This is a genomic window from Gymnodinialimonas sp. JB5-7, from assembly GCF_055693405.1.
This window is the reverse complement of the sequence record NZ_JBVFUX010000012.1, coordinates 442,525-458,890: the sequence shown is the minus strand read 5'-3', so window position 1 is coordinate 458,890 and position 16,366 is coordinate 442,525. Positions and strand designations below refer to the sequence as shown.

Here is a 16,366-nt window from a genome sequence, read left to right as displayed (position 1 = left end):
GGCTCAGGTGAGGGACAGTGCCGCGGAAGGTGCCGAGCGGGCGGAGATGTGCGGTTTGAGTGATTGGGCAGGTAAGGCCTTCGTGGGCCGCAGGCAGGATCAGGACGAGGGTTTGATCCGTGGGGAGTTCGGGCGCTGGGTTGAAATAAGTCGCGAGGCGGGCGGCATGGTTGGACTGGATAACTTCTACATGGGTGAGGTCGAGGTCGGGCGCTTCGTCGAGCAGGTGCGCGAAGGCAAGCGGCTGACTAGCGAAGTCGCCCGCGAAGACGGCGATGTCGGCGGGCAGATCGTGGCGGGTGTAGCCGGTCACAGAGGATATTCCGCGCCGAGTTGGCTCTGAATCGCAGTTGCGAGACTTGTCTCATAACCAAGATGGCGCAACTTCGATGTGCTATGGAGGCGATACTCCGCGCCGCAGAACGCGGCTGTGGGGACGAGGATAAGCGCCTCACCGGGTTTGAGTTTTCGTAAGATGCGTCGACGAATCTTTGGGCCAAAGTATTCCGCCAGGCGCGAAACGATCTGGTCGTGCATGACTGCATCAACCTGGAACGTGTCGATCGAGGCCTCGGGCAGATCAAGGTTGATCTGTTCGGGTCCATGTTCGGTCACAGGAGTAAAGCAATAGGCAAACAGGTCTTCTTCCGAGGCGAAACGCCCGGCGAAAAGGTTGATACGGTTGAGATCGGTCGCGCGGTCGCCGGTGCTGCCCATCTGGCGTTCTCGCCATTGCGATCCCAACACGGCACCAAATGAGCCAAGGCTGGCGTGGTAAATGCGCCAGAACTCCCTCATATGCAGCGGCCCCCGTCGACTTCCAGTGCAACGCCAGTGATCATTGAGGCCGCGTCCGAGCAGAGGAAGGCGGCGGCTTCGCCCATATCTTCCGGCTGGCTGAAGCGGCCAATGGGGATCGTGGCGAGGAACTTTTCGCGCATCTGGGGCGTGTCTTCGCCCATGAAGCTGGCCAGAAGCGGCGTTTCGCCGGCCACTGGGCAGATCGCGTTGACCCGGATGCCGGCAGGGCGCGAGCTCGACGGCCATGGTCTTGGTCGCGGTGATCATCCAGCCCTTTGACGCATTGTACCAATTGAGTTGCGGGCGGGGGAGAGGCCAGCGGTGGAGGCCACGTTGAGGATCGCGCCGGTGCCTGCTTTCTTCATGTGCGGCACGATTTCGCGCGCGGTCAGGTAGACGGACTTGGCGTTCACGGCCAGGACGCGGTCGAATTCATCCTCGCTGACATCCTCCAGATTGCCTTTCTGGTGCGTAATCCCGGCGTTGTTGACCACGATGTCGATCTGGCCCCATTGATCGAGCGCGGCCTGCGTCATGGCCTTGACCGATGCGCCGTCTGCCACGTCCGTCCTGATCGCCGCGCCGCCGATGTCATCGGCTATTGCAACGGCGGCTTCCTCGTTCAGGTCCGCCACCATCACCGACGCGCCTTCGCGCGAAAAGACCCGTGCGATGCCTGCGCCAAAGCCAGAGGCGGCACCGGTGACGATGGCGGTCTTGCCCTCAAGTCGCAGCATTCTGGGTCTCCTGCATTGCGATGTGATGGTCAATCTTGCGCGCGCGCCGCATCGGGAAGAACGCGGCAATCAGGCCGAGCGCGCCGCCAAGGTAACTGGCGTCATGCATGAAGCCTGCGCGCAGGAAGTCCGAGCGCGTGGGGCCGTCGCGGAAGGTCAGGTAGGGATCGAGGAGGCCAGTGTTGTCGGCCACGAGGCCGCCGATCAGGCCGGTGAGCGCCCCGAAGGTCGTCAGCAGCACGACAATGAAGATCGCGCCGAGACCGGCTGCGAGGTAGGTGCGCGCCTTGGGCACGGCGATGAGGCCGTAGAGGAACGCAGGCAGCCCGATGAGCGGACCCATCCACCAGCTGGCCAGCACGCCGACCATGGACGCACCAAGGCGGTTTGGCGTGTCTTCCGCGATTTGGAACTGGTCGAATTTGAATTCGGTGAAATAGGTCGGGCCCACGGAATAGCTGAGTTGGTTGTGCGCGGCGCCGAACAGGGCGGCGGCCAAGCGCCGCCAGGAACAGCAGCAGAAAGAAGATTGGAAATTTGCCCATCATGCGGCCCTCAGCTTCCGGTTGAACGCTACCCCGGTGCCGGGCGTCCGTCCATGGGGAAGCCCTTGCAGGTGACAGGGTCAGCCGTGATGCGCCGCGACGGTTTTCAGGCTGGTGAAGGCATAGAGCGCCTCGAAGCCTTTCTCGCGGCCATGGCCGGAATGGCCGACTCCGCCGAATGGAAGCTCAACCCCGCCAGCGGCCCCGTAGTTGTTCAGGAAAACCTGCCCGGCGTGTAGGCGCTTGGCCAACTGCATCTGCCGGCCGCCATCGGCGCTCCAGACCGATGCGACGAGGCCATATTTGGTGCCATTGGCGATGCGGACGGCGTCGTCTTCGTCTTCGAAGGGGATTAGGACCTGCACTGGGCCGAAGATTTCGTCCTGGGCTAGGGAATGATCGGCAGAGAGATTGCCGAGCAGCGTTGGGGGCACGTAGTTGCCGCCTTCGGGCAGGCCACTTGGCAACGTGGCTTGGGCCAGGATTTGATCCGGCGTGGCTTGCGCGAGGAAGCCATCGACGATGCTTTTCTGCCGGGTGGAGACGAGGGGACCTACATCGGCATCTGCCATGGCGGGGGCGACTTTGAGGGCGGAGATGGCCCCGGCCAGCCGGGCAGCCAGTTCATCGTGGATCGAACGCTGCACCAGAATGCGCGACCCGGCCGAGCAGGTTTGGCCCGCGTTCTGAATGCCCGCGTTCACAAGGAAGGGTAGTGCCTTTTCGAGGTCTGCATCTTCGAACACAACTTGCGGGGATTTGCCGCCCAATTCCAGCGTGACGGGCACGATGTTTTCGGCCGCCGCGATCTGGACCTTCTTGCCTGTGGCGACCGAGCCTGTGAACGACAAGTGCCGCACGCGGGCATCGGATGTGAGCGCTGCGCCTGCTTCGGTCCCAAGGCCCGGCACAACGTTCAGCGCGCCTTCCGGGAGGCCTGCTTGCCGCGCGAGGTCGGCGAAGGCCAGTGCCGTCAGGCACGCTTCCTCGGCTGGTTTCAGGACGCAGGCATTGCCGGTGGCAAGCGCCGCGCCGATGGAACGGCCGATGATCTGCATCGGGTAGTTCCACGGGATGATATGACCGGTCACGCCATGGGGTTCGCGTAGGGTGTAGACCGTGAAGCCTGCGTTGAAGGGAATGGTATCGCCGGTCAGCTTGTCCGCCGCGCCGCCATAGAATTCGCAATAGCGGGCGAGGGCCATGACGTCGTTCTTCGCCTGTTTGAGCGGCTTGCCGACGTCGATGGCCTCCAAGCGTGGCCAGCGCTTCGGCGTTTTGCAGGACCAAATCGCCAAGGCGGAACAGAATGCGACCTCGTTCGGCAGCGGTCAGTGCGCCCCATTCGCTTCCGAGGGCCGCTTCGGCGGCATCCACGGCGGCTGTGATGTCCGCGTCTATCCCGCGTGCAATCCGAGCGATTTCTGTGCCGTTAGAAGGGTCCAATACAGGAAGCGTTTCGCCACTCGCCGACGCGCGCCATTCAGCACCAATGAAGACGAGAGACGGGTCAAACCAGAGGGGCAGGTCGGTCATGAGGGGATCTCCAGCGTTGGGGCCGAGGCGAGGAGGTTTTGGGTATAAGGATGGGTGGGCGCGGTGAAGACTTGTTCGGTCGCGCCCTGTTCGACGATCTCACCGGCCTGCATCACCAGCACGCGGTCGGTGATGGAGCGCACGACAGTCAGATCGTGGGAGATGAAGAGATAGGAGAGGTCGAAGCGGTTTTGCAGGTCGGCCAACAGATCGAGGATTTGCGCGCGGACCGAGACGTCCAGCGCGCTGACCGCTTCATCCAGCACCAGCAGCTTCGGGCGGGTAATAAGCGCGCGGGCGATGGCGATGCGCTGGCGTTGTCCGCCGGAGAATTCGTGCGGGTATTTGAGGGCGTCATCGGGCGATAGACGGACCGCGTCGAGGGCCTCGGCAATGTCGTAGGGCTCGGGCTTGCGGGCGAGCAGATGGAAGGGTTCGGCGATGATCCGGTCGACGCGCCAGCGGGGATTGAAGCTGCCATAGGGGTCTTGGAAAACGACCTGCATGTCGGCGCGGTTGGGCACGCGGCATGTGGGTGAGATCGCGTTGCTGTTCAGAGTGATGGTGCCGGAGGTCACGGGATCAAGGCCGAGGATCGTGCGGGTAAGCGTGGATTTACCGCAACCCGACTCGCCCACAAGGCCCAGACTTTCGCCGCGTTGGATGGCGAAGCTGACGCCGTTGACCGCTTTCACCGGCGGCCCGCGCCGGAAACCGTCGCGTGCGCCGGGATAGTGGCGGTGGACGCCTTCGACGCGCAGGATCGCATCGGATGCTGCGTCGCCATCACGGTCGGGTTGGTGAGAGGACGCCGCGAAGAGTTTGCGGGTATAGGGGTGCTTCTGGTCGCGAAGAACCTGCGCCGTGTCGCCTTGTTCGACGATCACGCCCTTCTCCATCACGGCGATGCGGTCGGCCATTTCGGAGACAACGGCGAGATCGTGAGTGATCAGGAGGAGGGACATGTTCTCCTCAGCCACCAATACCTTCAGCAGGTCGAGGATTTGCGCCTGCGTGGTGACGTCGAGGGCGGTCGTCGGCTCATCTGCAATGAGAAGGCGCGGGTGCAGCGCGATGGCGGCGGCGATGCAGACGCGCTGGCGCTGGCCGCCGCTGAGTTCGTGGGGATAGCGGTCGAGGCCGATATGGGACAGGCCCACGCGGTCGAGCCGGTTGCGGGCGATGTCGCGGGCCTGTTGGCCGTCTGCCTTGCCATGGATCGAGAGCACTTCGGCCACCTGATCGCCGATGGTCTGGACCGGGTTGAGCGCGGTCATCGGCTCTTGAAAGATCATCGAAATGTCGTTGCCGCGAAGCGCGCAGAGGGCGTCTTCTGGCAGGGAGATCAGGTCTGTGCCGTCCAGGGTTGCACTCCCTTCGGCCCGCATCACGCGGGGCAACAGGCCCATGAGCGAGAGCGCCGTCATGGATTTGCCCGAGCCACTTTCACCGACAAGGCCGAAGATTTCGCCGGGGGCGATGGTCAATGATACGTCGCGCAGGATGTCGAGCGCGGCGATCTGTACGGAAAGGTTGCGGATGTCGATCATTCCCGCGCCCTCCGCAGCCTTGGGTCGAGTGCATCGCGCAGGCCGTCGCCCAAGAGGTTGAGGCCGAGGACGAGGATCACGATGGCAAGACCCGGCAGGACGGCGAGCCAGGCATTAGAATAAATCATCGTCTGGCTTTCGCTGAGCATGCGCCCGAGCGAAGAGGTGGGTGGCTGCGCGCCAAGGCCCACATAGGACTGAGGCCCGCCTCGGCAAGGATGCCGAGGGAGAACTGGATCGTGGCTTGCACGATCAGCAGGTTGGCGATGTTGGGCAGAACATGTTCGGCGCTGATCCGGGCGCGGGATTTGCCAGCGGTGCGGGCGGCGAGGATATAGTCGAGCGTCCAGATCGGGAGCGCCCCCCACGTGCCACACGGGCGAAGACGGGGATGTTGAAGATGCCGATGGCGAGGATCGCATTGGTGGCGGACGGACCCCAGATCGCAGTGATCAGGATTGCGATGACCAGCGAGGGGAAGGCGAAAATCAGATCGTTGCCGCGCATGATGATCTCATCAAGCAGGGAGCCTCGGTTCGCGGCGGCGGCGAGGCCCAGGGGGACACCGATGGCAACACCGATGCCCACAGCGACGATGGCCACGGCGATGGAGGTGCGAGCGCCTTCCATCAGCATGGAGACCATGTCGCGGCCGAACTGGTCGGTGCCGAACAGATGCGTCGGACGACCAGGGCTGAAGGCGATTGGAGATTTGCAGGTTGGTGATGTCGTAGGGCGTCCAGACCAGCGAGAGCAGCGCAACGGCGGCGTAAATCAGCGTGATGGCGGCACCGATCACGAGGGAGGGTGGCAGCCTTGTCATTTGCGGCGCAGCCTTGGGTCGGCGATGGCGTAGGCGATATCGACGAGGAAGGTGACGACGATCACGGCGAAGACGAGCAGCATGGTGACGGATTCCACAACGACCAGATCGCGTTGAGTTATGCCCTGGAACACCAGCCGCCCAAGGCCGGGCAGGAAGAAGACGTTTTCGATGATGATTGCGCCCGCCAGAAGGAAACTGAATTGCAGGCCGATGATCGTCAGCACCGGGATCAGCGCATTGCGCAGCGCGTGGCGGCGGATCGTTTGGCCGCGCGTGAGGCCCCGGGCGCGGGCGGTGCGGATATAGTCCTGATCGAGTGTCTCGATCAGGGCGGAGCGCATGACGCGGGCGAGGATGGAGGCTTGCGGCAGGGCCAGTGCGATGGCGGGCAGGACGAGGGATTTCAGGGCGGGGCCGGGATTGTCCCACCCCGGAAAGCCACCGGCGGAGAACCACGGCAGGGTCACTGCGAAAAGCAGGACCAGCAGCATGGCGAACCAGAAGTTCGGGATCGCGATGCCAAGCTGTGTCAGACCCATGATGGAAAAGTCGCCCGCGCCGCCCCGGTTGGTGGCCGCAATGATGCCCACGGGAATGGCGATAAGGGTGGAGAGGATGAGAGCGAAGATCGCCAATGGCAGGGAGACCCAGATGCGGTCGGCGATCAGCTCGGCCACCGGCACACGGTAGGTGTAGGAGGTGCCGAAATCGCCCTGAAGCATCCCGGTGATCCAGCTCGCATAGCGCTCCACCATTGATCCACCCAGGCCAAGTTCCGCGCGAAGATTGGCAATGGCCTCGTCCGTGGCGTTCAGGCCCAACATGAACGCGGCAGGATCGCCGGGAATGACCTCGATCACCGCAAAGATCACGATGCTGGCCACGATCAGGCTGAGCGAAAGCGACAGGGCGCGGATGAGGAGGTAACGCAGCATTGCCGCGCAGGTTAAGGCGCGGGCGCAGCCGGGGCCAGAGGGGACTTGACCGAACGCGCACCGGCGGTTTACCGAACCAGCACGGCTTGGGTGATGGCGTCACCCCCCATATGCCATACTGCCCTGAACGCCGGGGTCTTCTTGTAAAAGGGAGGGTCGGCGTCATGCTAACATCTGCCACACGCCCCCAGTTTCATTCCTTCGAAAACGGCGAAAAGGCTGCATTGCCATTTGCGCCGTCTGAATACGAGGCGCGCTTAGCCGGGTTGCGGGACATCCTTGAGGCGGAGGGCGCGGAGGTTGCCGTTCTGACCTCAATGCACAACGTCGCCTATTATTCCGGCTTCCTCTATTGTGCGTTCGGTCGGCCCTACGCGCTGGTTGTCACCGCAGATCGGGCTGTTGTGGTCAGCGCCGGCATTGATGCGGGTCAGCCCTGGCGCCGGTCCGCGTTCGAGGCGATCACCTACACGGATTGGGAGCGCGACAATTTCTGGCGCGCGGTGGCGCATGTGGCCGGTCGCGGGCGGCGCGTGGCGTTTGAGGGCGACCACCTGACCTTGGCGCAACATCAAGCGATGCACACGTTTTTGGCCGCGTCCGGGACGGTTGATATCGCCGCCGCGACGATGCAGCAGCGCCTGGTGAAATCGCCCGCCGAACGGGATCTAATCCGCGCAGGCGCAATGGCCGCTGATGTGGGCGGGTATGCGATCCGCGAGGCGATCAAGGTTGGTGCGCGGGAAATCGACGTGGCCATGGCAGGACGTGACGCGATGGAGCGGCATATCGCAGACACCTTCCCCGATGCGGAATACCGCGACACGTGGGTCTGGTTTCAATCCGGTCTTAACACGGACGGGGCGCACAACCCGGTGACGGGCCGCGCGATTGAGCGGGGCGATGTGCTGAGCCTGAACGCTTTTCCGATGATTTCAGGATACTATACCGCGCTTGAGCGGACGCTTTTTGCGCAAGATGTCGACGCGGCCTCGCTGGCCATATGGCAGGCCAATATCGGTGCGCATGAATTGGGGTTATCCCTGATCCGTCCCGGCGTCAGCTGTGCTGAGATCACACATCAGATCAACGCTTTCTTCGCTGAACGGGACCTGCTGCAATATCGCAGCTTTGGGTACGGTCATTCCTTCGGTGTGTTGAGCCATTATTACGGGCGCGAGGCCGGGCTGGAGTTGCGCGAAGATATCCATACGGTCCTCGAGCCCGGCATGGTCATCTCGATGGAGCCGATGCTGACCATCCCCCATGGTCACCCCGGCGCGGGCGGCTACCGCGAGCATGACATTCTGATCGTCACAGACGACGGCGCGGAAAACACTACGGGCTATCCGTACGGCCCGGAGTTCAACGTGATCTGAGATCAGGTGCCCCGATCCTATCAGGGTCGGGGTCCCCGGATCAGTCCGGGTCGATTTGTGCGCCATCGACTTCGATGCCATCGGCAACTTCGGTGTCGATGACGGACACGAAGCCATCCCCGTCCCCGTCCTGCACAGCCTCTATGCCAAGCGCCCCGCCGTCATTGCCAACGGTGGCGGAGCGCAGAATGACAAGGTGTAGATCGCCGTCATCGTCTTCCTCATAGACAATGCCGACGCCGCCATTGCTGATGGCCTCGGTTGTCGTCACCGTGCCGACCACGTCGCCCGGTCCTTCCTCGGAAATCTTGATGGCGTCGTCCACATTGTCTGCGGCGAAGACGGCGATGAAACTTGCCTCGACACCCCCCATGCCTGCTTCGTCAAAGTCGAAGCCTTCATCGAAATTGCCGGTCATGGCCGTGCCGTGAAAGGTGGCGACGATGTCGCCCGGTCCGTCTTCGTCAATGTCGAAGCCGTCATCCACGTCGATCCCGAATTCATAGGCCTCGACGCTGCCATCGTCGTAGAGGTCCACCTCACGCTCGAAGCAGCCATCGTCGGGTGAGCCGGTGATCGGGCCGGGGATTGCGTCGGCGGCTGTGGTGCCTTCGACAAATTCGCCTTCATCCTCGGCGGGCAGGAAGCCGGCCAGCATTCCGGGGTCGCAATACGCCCCATTTCCAACGTAACTGCCGCCCGCAGCGGTCACGATCACATCACCGGCTTGTCCTTCATCAAGCTCCACGCCATCGGCGCCGACGCCTTCGACGACAAGGTCGATGGCATTGAAATGGATACTGCCGGGGCCGCGTTCATCGACGCGGATGCCGTCGGCATCGAAGCGCCCGTTTGCGCTGTTTCGGACGGTCACTTGCGTCAAAGTCAGCGCAATGGAGGCATCCGAGCCTTCGCCAGCCCCGCCTTCACCGCTGCCGCAGGCCTCAGCCAGCGTGCAGTCGGAGACATGGATGCCGTGCCCGGCTGTGCCGGACACCTCGACGCCATTGAGGAATAGCTGAACGAGGCCGGACGCATTTTCTGGCACGTCCACGAGTAGCCCAGGTGCGCCCGTTTCTCCCTGCGCCTCGATGGAATAGCCGCCAGTTCCCGCAAGGTGAAGGCGATTGAGGGTCAGGCTGGTTGTGCGGGTTGTGGTCAGGATGGCAAAATCGCCGGATGCCTGAAGGATATGGCCATGGCCGGTGATCTCCAGCGGGTCTTCCCCGTCGTAGAGAAGGGGCGCGTCCAGCGTGATGTCATCATCGGTTGTAATGTGGATGAAATCGACGCCGTCCGTATTTGCCGCGGCATCGGCCAAGGCCTGGCGCAAAGTGCCGTCGCCGCTGTCGCCGGGGTTTGTCACAACGAAAGTGTCCGCCAGGCCGGGCGAGGCAAAGGAAAGGGTCAGCGCGGTTGCGCCCAGAAAACGGGTCAAGGTCATTGCGTGTCATCCCCCAATCTTTCGGTTCCCGCGTGGTCTAGACGCGCGACATGACAGCACCATGACATGATCGGGACCGTGGGGTCAGCTATTGTTTGCGTGGTCGTAGAGAGCGCGGGATTTGGCGATGGGTTCACGGTGGTTGAGCGCCCATTCCGCCAGCGGGGCAAGTGTGCCGACCAGCGATTTCCCCAGATCCGTTAGCTCATAATCGACCCGCGCAGGCACTGTTGGCGTGACCGCCCGGCTTACAAATCCGTCGCGTTCCAGCTTGCGCAGTGTCACGGTCAGCATGCGTTGCGAGATATCGGCAATTGCCCGGCGCAGCTCCGAAAACCGCATGGGCCCGGATTTCAGCGCCGTCAGCACCAGAATGGTCCACTTGTCGCCAATCCCGTTCAGGACATGGCGCACCGGGCAGATTTGCGGGTCGTATTCGATCAGATGACCATAGGCATCCGGGACGGTGGGCTTGGTTACCAAAAAGTGCCTCCTTCACGGATCAAATCGGTTCCGTATGTAGTGTTGGTATTGATTCTGTAACCAACCTTGCAAGGAGAACCAGATGTTCCTGCTTGATCGCCGCACCTTCGTTCAACTGACCGCCGCCAGTGCCGGGGCCGCAGCCCTTTGGCCCGCCTCTGCCAATGCCGCACCTACGGGCGCTGAGGTCTTCACCGGGGACGTCATGGGCGGCAATGTCGACAGCGTCGTTTTGATGGGGGATAGCAATGCGCTGCTCGTCGACACGCAATTCACTCCGGAAAACGCGACACGTCTGGCCGATGTGATCGAGGCCACTGGCCGCACGCTTGAGACTGTGTTCATCACCCATGCTCATCCCGATCACTATTCCGGCCTGCCCATCATCCGCGAACGCTTCCCTGATCTGCGTGCCGTGGCGCACCCGGACGTGCTGGCCCTGCTGCCCGTCGCCGATATTGGTGCGGTCGAAGCGCTGGATGGCCCGCTGATGCTGGAGGGCGAAGAGATCGAGGTTTTGGGCCCGATGCACGGCGATACAGACGTGATCACGCCACTCTACGTGGCCTCGCTCGATACACTGATCGCGGCGGATATGGCCTATGTCGATTGCCACGTTTGGGTGGCCGAGAACACGAGCGTTGAGCGGCTGGACCTTTGGCGCGCGAACCTTGACGCGTTGGAGGCTATGGGCGCGGCGACGGTGATCCCGGGCCACCGGCTGGAGAGTTCCACCAACGACGCCAGTGTCTTCGCCTTCACGCGCGATTATCTGGATGTCTGGCAACAGGCGCTGGAAGAGACCTCGTCAGCGGAGGAATTGACCGCCCGCATGATGGACGGGCGCGAGGATCTGGGCCTTGGCTTTGCCGTACAGATGGCCGTGGGTGCGGTTTACCCGGAATGAACCCGTCGCGGCGCGTGGCTTAACCGCCCTGCGCTGCGAGAAAGCCAAAACTGGGGTCGCCGCACGCGGCCTCTGCCGTCGGTTGCGCGCCGCTTGTCCGCAGATGAGTCAGGAAGCCGACCAGAGGCTCAAGCTCCGGCCTAAAGCCCGCGACCGCCTCATCAAACGCCTCGCGATCATCGTCAAACAAGGCGGCGCCTGGGCCATCGGTCCAAAGCGCCTCCACCCGCGGCTCCAGCGGGCCTGGGTCGGTGACGAAGGCCAGCATTTGTGGGAGGCTTGCGATGCGGTTGAGCCGCGACGCGCGTTGTTCATCCTCCGCACTGACATCGCGGGTGATCGGTGCAAGCGCGTCGGCCTCTCGCACCAGATCGTGCACCCGTGTTGCGGCCAAAAGCGCATCGGTGAAGGCCGTGCCGCCTGCCTCAAATTGCGGGGCGATTGCAGCAACTTCGCAGCCACCAAGCGTCCGGATCGACATTTCCATCATGAACGGGAACACCATGATCGCTTGCTGTGCTTGCGCCGTCGCGCGGTAGAACGGCAGGGATGTGCCGTTTGCGGTTAGGGTGAATCCCGTATCGGTGGGCGTGAATTGTGTCTTCTCCAGCACCTCCACCAGCGGCTCGGTGATCAACGTGTAAAGGGGCGCGTCATGGCGGAATTGCTCTTCGATCACCGCATCGGTTTGGATTGCGACGTCCTGTAGTTGAAGCTCTCCGCCGTCCAGTGCGCCCCGTGCAGTGGCTGCGATCTGGCGGTAAACACAGGCTAATTGATCCTGCATGCAGGCCTCGTAGTCCAGCGGCAGGCGCGAGGACAGGATCACATCGATCCGATCCCCTTCGATGGCAAGCGTCACATAACGGGCAAGAAATTCGTCCGGCACGATTTGCGCGGCCAGAAGGAATTCACCCTGCGGAAGGTCATCGGCCGCAGACGGAAAGGCCCCCGCACATGCGAGGGCCAAAGCTTTGATAAAGGAGCGTATCACTGGGTCCAGCTGACGCCTGTCAGGTCGTTGGCCTGTGTGGGTGAGTTTTCCCAAAGCCCCACGATATTGGCGTTGGCGACACCGGTTTTGGCGAGCTGGAACAGGTACGCGTTGACGTAGTTTTCCGAGATCATCGCCTGCGCCGCCTGATTGATGCGGGTGCGCTCTGCCGGGTCTGAGGTGACGGAAAGTTCGTCCATAAGGGCTTGGAACTCAGCGCTGTCGTATTGGAAGTAGTATTCCGGCCGCGCATAGATGTTGATGTCGGCGGGTTCCGTATGGCTGACGATGGTCAGATCATAGTCATAGCCGCGGAACACCTGTTCCAGCCACTGCGCCCATTCGAGGTTGGTGATCTCGGTCTCGATGCCGACATCGCGCAGTTGGCTGGCGATGATTTCTCCACCGCGCCGGGCGTAGGAGGGCGGCGGCAGCATCATGCGCAGGGTCAGGTTCTCAACGCCGGCCTCCGCCAGCAGTTCGCGGGCGCGGTCCGGGTTGAATTCGGAATTTCCGGTCAGGTCCACGTAGTCGGGGTTGTGCGGCGCAAAGTGGGTGCCAATAGGCGTACCGTAGCCGAACATGGCGCCGTCGATGATATCCTGGCGGTTGATCGCATGGGTGATGGCTTGGCGAACGCGCACATCCATGAGCGCTTCGGCGCCGTTGTTCATGGCAAGGATCGTCTCACCCTCGGTGGAGCCGACGATGACGTTGAATTGCGGGTTGCCGTCGAACTGCGCCAGCGTCTCCGGCGCGGGGAAGACGGGGAAGGCATCCACGTCACCCGCCATCATTGCAGCGAAAGCTGCGTTGGGGTCCGAGATGAAACGGAAGGTTGCGGCTTCAAGCGCCACGGCCTCCCCCCAATATTCATCGTTGCGGGCCAGTTCGATGCTGTCGCCCTGCCGCCATTCGACAAAGCGGAACGGGCCGGTGCCGATGGGGTTGGTGGCGTTGGTCTCGGCCGAGGCCGGATCAACGATCACGGCGTCCCCCCAGGCCATGTCGAACAGGAACGCGCCATCGGGGCCGTCGAGGGTGATAACAACGGTGCTGTCATCCACCGCCTCGGCGCTGACGATGTTGGCGAAAAGCGCGGCTTGCGCGTTGGTCGTATCCTCGGCCCGCGCACGGTCGAGCGAGAAGACGACATCTTCGGCCGTCATCGCTTCGCCGTCGTGGAAGGTGACGCCTGAGCGCAGGGTGAAGGTGTATGTCGTGCCGTCTTCGGAAATCTCCCAAGCCTCCGCGAGGCCGGGGATGATCGAGCCATCGGCGGCAAAGCGGGTCAGCCCTTCGAAGACATTCGCATAGACGACCTCATCAATCGCGGCGGCGGCCCCGCCGGTAGGGTCGAGCATGGGCGGCTCAAGCTGCATTCCGATGGTGATGTCGGTTTGCTGCGCGAAAGCAGCACCTGCGGTCAGTGCCAGCATGGCGGCGGACAGGCGAAGGTGACGGGTCATGGTATGATCTCCCTGAGGTCGTGTTTTTCCCATTGTGGCGCAGGGTTGGGGCGGAATCCTACTGAAAAGTGCGAAACGCGGCGTCAGAGTGCGCTGCTGCGAGATTGGGCAAGGCGAAAATTTTCTGTGGATAGAAGTGTCACATGGGTCGTTTTTGGCATCTCGCCTGATGCGAATCCCTCTAGCGTGGCTGTGCGAACAGTCAACGAAACGCGCATTGGGGGGACGCCAAATGCCAAGTTCGGAAGATATTCTGGCGCTGGGACGCGATCAGATCGCTAAATTCATCCAGGATCAGGCCAGCGCGAAAACGCTGACGGACCTGATCAAGCGCCTGAACGAGGATCTGATTGCCGGAGACGCTGCCGCGCGGGACCTTGCAAGTCGCGCATTGCGTCATCTCGGGTTCGTCGAATACGCCTGAGCGCCACTAAAGCAGCAACTCTGCTAGCGTCAGCGCCATGACCTTGGCGCTGTCCTCCATATCCTGCACGCCCACCCATTCGTCTGGCTGGTGGGCAAGGTCAAGGATCCCTGGCCCGTAGGCGATGCAGTTTTTCAATTTGCCGATCCGGTCGATGTGCTTTTGGTCGTAGGTGCCGGGTGAGACGACGAAATCGGCTTGGGTGTCGAGGACGTTGGCAATTGCGGCCTCGACTGTTTTCACAACCGGCGCATCGCGCTCTGTCATGGTGGGGGAGACGGACCAGAGCTCTTTCAGTTCGTAGCGGAAGTTGGGGCGTGCAGCCTTCACCTTCTCCAGCACAGCTTCGATTTCGGCCCGCACTTCGCCTTCGTTTTCCTCGATCAGGTAGCGGCGGTCGATCGTGATCTTGCAGCGATCCGGCACGCAGGCAGAGGGAAAGCCGGTGTAGTCCGCGCCCTGCACAGGCTCGCCGCCATGGATGGCATTGATGTTCATCGTGGATTGCCGTGCGCCTTCGGGCACCACGGGCATCTCAGTGTGTTTGGTGGCCAGAAGCGGGAAGAGCGAGCGCTCCATCTCTTCCAGCACCGCACCCATATGGCGGACGGCGCAGTCACCAAGGAAGGGCATGGAGCCATGGGCGATCCGGCCATGGGTCTCGATCTCGGCCCACCAAACCCCGCGATGGCCGAGACAGATGCGATCCTTGTTGAGTGGTTCCGGGATGATGACGTGCTGCACCCGGTCCGGGTCGAAATAGCCCTGCTCCGCCAGATAAGCGACGCCGCCATAGCCGCCGGATTCTTCATCGGCTGTGGCGCTGATCTCAACCGATCCGTTGAAGCTTGGGTGCGTGTCGACGAAGGCCTCGGCCGCGATGATGGAGGCGGCGAGCCCGCCCTTCATGTCACACGCCCCGCGCCCGAAGATCTTGCCGTCTTCGAGTTCGCCGCCGAAGGGGTCCTTCGTCCAGCCATGGCCCACGGCCACGACATCATGGTGGCTGTTGAAATGCACACACTCGCCCGGTCCGCCCTTATACCGCGCGACAAGGTTCCAGCGGGGATAAGTCGTGCTGTCAGCCGGCGCCCCTTCGGCGCGGATCAGTTCAACCTCGAAGCCGAGCGGGCCGAGCCGGTCGGCCAGGTAGCCGCAAATCTCGCGGTAATTCCGGCCGGGCGGGTTCAGCGTTGGAATGCGGATCAGGTCTTGGGTCAGCGCGATCAGGTCGTCGCGGCGGGCCGTGATGGCGTTCAGAAGGGCGTGCTCAGACATGGGCCAAATCTGCGCCGCGCGTGATCTGGCCGCAAGCCCTGCCATTCGACCGGGTTTCGCCCTATATCTGTTGGGACCCATACTGACGGAGGACGGAATGCTTGGACTGGGCCGCATTGCCATTGTGATGATGATCGGGCTGACCGTCGTTTACGTTTGCATGTTCTTCTACCTCCGTTCGGGCGCGCGCATGCGGCTGGAAGAGGAATGGGTGCAGGCCGGACGACCTGACACGCGCGAGGCCTGGGTGGCCGCCAGGATCGGAGTGGCTGCGTCGCGGATTCGGGTGTGGCTTGTCCTGTTTGTCTATGTCATTCCGGTTGTTGGATTGTTCGCCTTTGTGGCGCTGACCAACTGAAGGACGTCTCATGCGTTGGGCCCGGATCATCTTTCTGCTGTGTGTGTTCGCGGTCTTCGGGGCGTTCCTGCACTACACCTTGCCGCAGCGCGATGTCGTGCGGATCGTGGATACTCAGCTGCAGTTGACCGAGATTTCTGGTTGGACGGCGTGGTTCTACGCGCAATCCGACAGCGGCGTTGAGGGCACATCCGTGCAGCGAGATGTGCGCATCATCAGCGCCGTACGGCCCGACGATACGCCGATTGATTACCGCAACGAAGATACCGGTATCTTTGGCTGGCCGCCTTATTTCAAGATCGACAGCCAGGATTTGCAGACCGAGGCGCAGGATCTCCGCTCAACCCGGGATGCGCCAGTCTGGGTGGCGATCACGCACTACGGATGGCGCAACAACCTTTTGTCGTCCTACCCCAATGCCCTGTCGATTGAACGGGTCGACGGTCCGGATGTCACCCTGATCCCGTGGATGCCCTTCGTGATCCTGCTGGTGTTTGCCCTGATCCTGTTCATGATCTGGCGCATATGGGAACGGTTTGAAGATCGGGTCATCCTGCCCATCGTGGATGCCGCATCGGTCAGGTGGGCGAAGATCAGAGATCGGCTCTCCGGTCGCGGCTGAGCCATCCTTCTCCGCCCCAATCTTTGTTCCCTGAAAATGCCCGCCGGAGGCATTGCTTGCGTGCAAACAAATCTGTCG

General features: G+C 62.4%; 15 protein-coding genes and 3 pseudogenes. 6 read left to right on the top strand and 12 right to left on the bottom strand.

The window, feature by feature from the left end; translation table 11 throughout:
* Nucleotides 1–7 precede the first annotated feature (7 nt).
* The gene (locus tag ACZ1HK_RS10065; RefSeq protein ID WP_472628608.1) at nucleotides 8–343 is read left to right on the top strand and encodes a hypothetical protein; all 336 of its coding nucleotides are present in this window, start codon (nucleotides 8–10) and stop codon (nucleotides 341–343) included.
* On the opposite strand, the gene ACZ1HK_RS10060 is transcribed toward ACZ1HK_RS10065, so the two are convergent.
* From ACZ1HK_RS10060 to ACZ1HK_RS10030, 7 genes and pseudogenes are all read right to left on the bottom strand, one after another.
* A complete protein-coding gene (locus tag ACZ1HK_RS10060; RefSeq protein WP_472628607.1) occupies nucleotides 310–798 on the bottom strand; it encodes a hypothetical protein in 489 nt (162 codons plus the stop codon). The genes ACZ1HK_RS10065 and ACZ1HK_RS10060 overlap by 34 nt on opposite strands.
* Nucleotides 795–1,538, bottom strand: a pseudogene (locus tag ACZ1HK_RS10055) (glucose 1-dehydrogenase). Before ACZ1HK_RS10055 ends, ACZ1HK_RS10060 begins: the two are co-directional and overlap by 4 nt.
* Nucleotides 1,525–2,037, bottom strand: coding sequence for a hypothetical protein (locus ACZ1HK_RS10050; protein WP_472628606.1), 513 nt, complete (start codon nucleotides 2,035–2,037; stop codon nucleotides 1,525–1,527). The pseudogene ACZ1HK_RS10055 and the gene ACZ1HK_RS10050 overlap by 14 nt, the downstream one beginning before the upstream one ends.
* 126 nt (nucleotides 2,038–2,163) lie before the next feature.
* Nucleotides 2,164–3,619: pseudogene (locus ACZ1HK_RS10045) on the bottom strand (aldehyde dehydrogenase family protein).
* Nucleotides 3,616–5,169 (bottom strand): ABC transporter ATP-binding protein, encoded by a 1,554-nt coding sequence (locus ACZ1HK_RS10040; RefSeq protein ID WP_472628605.1) that lies wholly within the window; start codon nucleotides 5,167–5,169, stop codon nucleotides 3,616–3,618. The pseudogene ACZ1HK_RS10045 and the gene ACZ1HK_RS10040 overlap by 4 nt, the downstream one beginning before the upstream one ends.
* A pseudogene (locus ACZ1HK_RS10035) lies at nucleotides 5,166–5,992 on the bottom strand (ABC transporter permease). Before ACZ1HK_RS10035 ends, ACZ1HK_RS10040 begins: the two are co-directional and overlap by 4 nt.
* A complete protein-coding gene (locus ACZ1HK_RS10030; RefSeq protein ID WP_472628604.1) occupies nucleotides 5,989–6,930 on the bottom strand; it encodes an ABC transporter permease in 942 nt (313 codons plus the stop codon). Before ACZ1HK_RS10030 ends, ACZ1HK_RS10035 begins: the two are co-directional and overlap by 4 nt.
* Before the next feature lie 164 nt (nucleotides 6,931–7,094).
* Here ACZ1HK_RS10030 and ACZ1HK_RS10025 point away from each other — a divergent pair, with 164 nt between their 5' ends.
* The gene (locus tag ACZ1HK_RS10025) at nucleotides 7,095–8,309 is read left to right on the top strand and encodes an aminopeptidase P family protein (RefSeq protein ID WP_472628603.1); all 1,215 of its coding nucleotides are present in this window, start codon (nucleotides 7,095–7,097) and stop codon (nucleotides 8,307–8,309) included.
* 40 nt (nucleotides 8,310–8,349) lie between these two features.
* Here ACZ1HK_RS10025 and ACZ1HK_RS10020 read toward each other — a convergent pair whose 3' ends face one another.
* Both ACZ1HK_RS10020 and ACZ1HK_RS10015 read right to left on the bottom strand, forming a co-directional pair.
* Nucleotides 8,350–9,753 (bottom strand): hypothetical protein, encoded by a 1,404-nt coding sequence (locus ACZ1HK_RS10020; RefSeq protein WP_472628602.1) that lies wholly within the window; start codon nucleotides 9,751–9,753, stop codon nucleotides 8,350–8,352.
* Nucleotides 9,754–9,837: 84 nt separating this feature from the next.
* Complete coding sequence (locus tag ACZ1HK_RS10015) at nucleotides 9,838–10,236, bottom strand: winged helix-turn-helix transcriptional regulator (protein ID WP_472628601.1); 399 nt, start codon at nucleotides 10,234–10,236, stop codon at nucleotides 9,838–9,840.
* Nucleotides 10,237–10,318: 82 nt separating this feature from the next.
* Between ACZ1HK_RS10015 and ACZ1HK_RS10010 the strand changes: the two genes are divergently transcribed.
* Nucleotides 10,319–11,143, top strand: coding sequence for an MBL fold metallo-hydrolase (locus ACZ1HK_RS10010; RefSeq protein WP_472628600.1), 825 nt, complete (start codon nucleotides 10,319–10,321; stop codon nucleotides 11,141–11,143).
* 19 nt (nucleotides 11,144–11,162) lie between these two features.
* Here ACZ1HK_RS10010 and ACZ1HK_RS10005 read toward each other — a convergent pair whose 3' ends face one another.
* Complete coding sequence (locus tag ACZ1HK_RS10005) at nucleotides 11,163–12,137, bottom strand: hypothetical protein (protein WP_472628599.1); 975 nt, start codon at nucleotides 12,135–12,137, stop codon at nucleotides 11,163–11,165.
* Nucleotides 12,134–13,606, bottom strand: coding sequence for an ABC transporter substrate-binding protein (locus ACZ1HK_RS10000; RefSeq protein ID WP_472628598.1), 1,473 nt, complete (start codon nucleotides 13,604–13,606; stop codon nucleotides 12,134–12,136). The genes ACZ1HK_RS10005 and ACZ1HK_RS10000 overlap by 4 nt, the downstream gene beginning before the upstream one ends.
* Before the next feature lie 232 nt (nucleotides 13,607–13,838).
* Between ACZ1HK_RS10000 and ACZ1HK_RS09995 the strand changes: the two genes are divergently transcribed.
* Nucleotides 13,839–14,030 (top strand): hypothetical protein, encoded by a 192-nt coding sequence (locus ACZ1HK_RS09995; protein ID WP_472628597.1) that lies wholly within the window; start codon nucleotides 13,839–13,841, stop codon nucleotides 14,028–14,030.
* Between the two features lie 6 nt (nucleotides 14,031–14,036).
* Here ACZ1HK_RS09995 and ACZ1HK_RS09990 read toward each other — a convergent pair whose 3' ends face one another.
* Entirely contained in the window at nucleotides 14,037–15,308 is a 1,272-nt protein-coding gene (locus ACZ1HK_RS09990) for an acetylornithine deacetylase/succinyl-diaminopimelate desuccinylase family protein (RefSeq protein WP_472628596.1), read from the bottom strand.
* Here ACZ1HK_RS09990 and ACZ1HK_RS09985 point away from each other — a divergent pair.
* Together ACZ1HK_RS09985 and ACZ1HK_RS09980 are read left to right on the top strand one after the other, a co-directional pair.
* Nucleotides 15,307–15,666 (top strand): hypothetical protein, encoded by a 360-nt coding sequence (locus ACZ1HK_RS09985; protein ID WP_472628595.1) that lies wholly within the window; start codon nucleotides 15,307–15,309, stop codon nucleotides 15,664–15,666. The two genes, ACZ1HK_RS09990 and ACZ1HK_RS09985, sit on opposite strands and share 2 nt — an antisense overlap.
* Before the next feature lie 10 nt (nucleotides 15,667–15,676).
* Nucleotides 15,677–16,288: a DUF1523 family protein gene (locus ACZ1HK_RS09980; protein WP_472628594.1), complete on the top strand. Its 612-nt coding sequence runs from the start codon at nucleotides 15,677–15,679 to the stop codon at nucleotides 16,286–16,288.
* Nucleotides 16,289–16,366 lie beyond the last annotated feature (78 nt).